This window comes from Methylopila musalis, assembly GCF_042679725.1.
GTDB lineage: Bacteria > Pseudomonadota > Alphaproteobacteria > Rhizobiales > Methylopilaceae > Methylopila > Methylopila musalis.
Window position 1 is genome coordinate 1 of record NZ_JBHTMX010000278.1, and the last position, 2,758, is coordinate 2,758.

Here is a 2,758-nt window from a genome sequence, read left to right on the forward strand (position 1 = left end):
GACCGAGCCGGCGAACGCCACCGCCGCCGCCAGCGCCTCCGCCTTGGCGGCGAAGCTGCGCGCGCGCTCCGCGCCCACCAGCCCGAGCGCCTCTCCGCGGCGGGTGAGGCGCAGGTCGGCGTTGTCCGCCCGCAGCGACAGCCGGTACTCGGCGCGCGAGGTGAACATGCGGTAGGGCTCGCTGACCCCGCGGGTGACGAGATCGTCCACCATCACGCCGAGATAGGCCTCGGCCCGGTCGAACACCGCGCCGTCCTGGCCGCTGGCGCGACGGGCCGCGTTCAGCCCGGCCAGAAGCCCCTGCGCGGCGGCCTCCTCATAGCCCGTGGTGCCGTTGATCTGACCCGCCAGAAACAGGCCGCGCAACCGCTTGCATTCCAGCGTGGGCTCAAGCTCGCGTGGGTCCACGTGGTCGTATTCGATGGCGTAGCCCGGCCGCAGGATGACCGTGCGCTCCAGCCCCGGAATGGAGCGGATGACGGCGCCCTGCACCTCTTCCGGCAGCGAGGTGGAGACGCCATTCGGGTAGACGGTGGGGTCGTCGAGCCCTTCCGGCTCCAGAAAGATCTGGTGGCTGTCCCGGTCGCCAAAGCGGACGATCTTGTCCTCGATCGAGGGGCAGTAGCGCGGGCCGCGGCTTTCGATCCGGCCGGAATACATCGCCGAGCGGCCGATGTTGTCGCGGATCACGCGGTGCGTCTCCGCGGTGGTCCGGGTGATGTGGCAGGCGATCTGGGGCGTCGCGATCGCCTTGGTGAGGGGCGAGAACGGCTCGGGCGGCGTGTCGCCCGCCTGTTCCTCCAGCGCGGCGAAATCGATGGTGCGGCCGTCGAGCCGGGGCGGCGTGCCGGTCTTCAGCCGGCCGAGCGCGAAGCCCGACGCCTCCAGCCGCTTCGACAGGCCAAGCGCGGGCGCCTCGCCCATGCGGCCGGCGGGAAAGCTGACCTCGCCGATGTGGATCAGCCCGCGCAGGAAGGTGCCGGTGGTCAGCGCCACCGCGCCGGCGCCGAAGCCGCGCCCGTCGGTGAGCGTGACGCCGGTCACGCGGCCATGCTCCACCATGAGGTCGTCGATCTCGCCCTCGATGATGGTGAGGTTCGCCTGAGCGGCCAGCGCCGCCTGCATGGCGGCGGCGTAGAGCTTGCGGTCCTGCTGGGCGCGGGGGCCGCGCACCGCGGGCCCCTTGCGACGGTTCAGCACCCGGAACTGGATGCCGCCCGCGTCCGCCACGCGGCCCATCAGCCCGTCCAGCGCGTCGACCTCGCGCACCAGATGGCCCTTGCCGAGCCCGCCGATGGCCGGGTTGCAGGACATGGCGCCGATGGTGTCGGCGCGGTGCGTCACCAGCGCCGTGCGCGCGCCCATGCGCGCGGCCGCCGCCGCCGCCTCGCAGCCCGCATGGCCGCCGCCCACCACGATGACGTCGAAGGACGTCCGCATGTCGTTCGTTCCGTTTGTCCAGAAGTCAGCGTTCTCAATAGCGGAGCGGCCCCCACCCCGCAACGCGGGAGCCATGTTTCACGTGAAACATGGCGGGTCCGCCCTTCGTCATTTCCCGATGCAGAAGGAGGAGAACAGGCGGTCCAGCACGTCCTCCACATTGACCCCGCCGGCGATCCGGCCGAGCGTCCCGGCGGCCCGGCGCAGCAGCTCCGCCAGCACCTCGTCGGGCAGATGCGTCCAGCCGTCCAGCGCGGCGTCGAGATCGCCCATCGCCGCCACCACCACCTCCCGATGGCGGGCGCGTGTGAGGCCAGCATGCTCGCTTCCGCCGAGCTCGTCCTGCGCGGCCTGCTCCAGCGCGGCGAGCAGGGCGTCGAGCCCCGTGCCGGACTGGGCGGAGAGGGCGAAGTCCATTCCGGGCGGCGCGGGCGCGACGTCGGTCTTGTTGGCCACACGCCACAGCGCGCCGCCGGTCTCGGGGGCGGGCTCGTCGGGCGCGAAGTCGGAGGCGTCCCGCAGCCACAGGGTCAGGTCCGCCTGCGCGGCGCGCAGCCGGGCCCGGCGCACGCCCTCACGCTCCACCGCGTCGTCGCTGTCGCGCAGGCCGGCGGTGTCCGCGAGCACGACCGGATAGCCGCCGAGGTCGAGCCGCGCCTCCAGCACGTCCCGCGTCGTGCCCGGCGTGTCAGTGACGATGGCGGCGTCTTCGCGCAGCAGCGCATTCAGGAGGCTCGACTTGCCGGCGTTGGGGCGGCCGACGATCGCCACATGGAAGCCGTCGCGCACGCGCGCCGCCCGGCGGTCGGCCAGCGCTGCGCGCAGGTCCGCGGCCAGCGCCGACACCTCGCTGTGGGCCTCGGCGCGGGCGGCCGCCGGCACGTCGTCCTCGTCCACGAAGTCGATCCCGGCCTCGATCAGCGCCATGGCGCCGATCAGCCGCTCCCGCCAACCGAGCGCCCGGGCGGAGAGCGCGCCCTCGCTCTGGCGCAGCGCCTGCCGGCGCTGGCCTTGCGTCTCTGCGTCGATCAGGTCGGCGAGGCCTTCCGCCTCCGCCAGATCGAGCCGCCCGGCGAGGAAGGCGCGGCGGGCGAACTCGCCGGGCTCCGCCGCGCGCAGGCCGGGAACCCTAAGCGCGGCCTCCAGCACGGCGGCGACCACCGCCCGGCCGCCATGGATGTGCAGCTCGGCGCAGTCCTCGCCCGTGGGGCTGCCCGGCCCCGGCAGCCACAGCGCGAGCCCCCGGTCCAGCGTCTCGTCCGTGTCCGGATGGCGGATGCGCCGCAGCGACGCCCGCCGGGCTTCGGGCCGCGTCCCC

The 2,758-nt window shown here is 74.0% G+C and carries 2 protein-coding genes; both read right to left on the reverse strand.

The window, feature by feature from the left end:
• Positions 1-1,440 (reverse strand): tRNA uridine-5-carboxymethylaminomethyl(34) synthesis enzyme MnmG (gene mnmG, locus ACFQ4O_RS16580; protein WP_378777329.1); only part of this gene is annotated, 1,440 nt, incomplete at its 3' end.
• Between the two features lie 108 nt (positions 1,441-1,548).
• Positions 1,549-2,758: tRNA uridine-5-carboxymethylaminomethyl(34) synthesis GTPase MnmE (mnmE, locus tag ACFQ4O_RS16585; RefSeq protein WP_378777330.1), on the reverse strand; the 1,210-nt coding region annotated here is incomplete at its 5' end.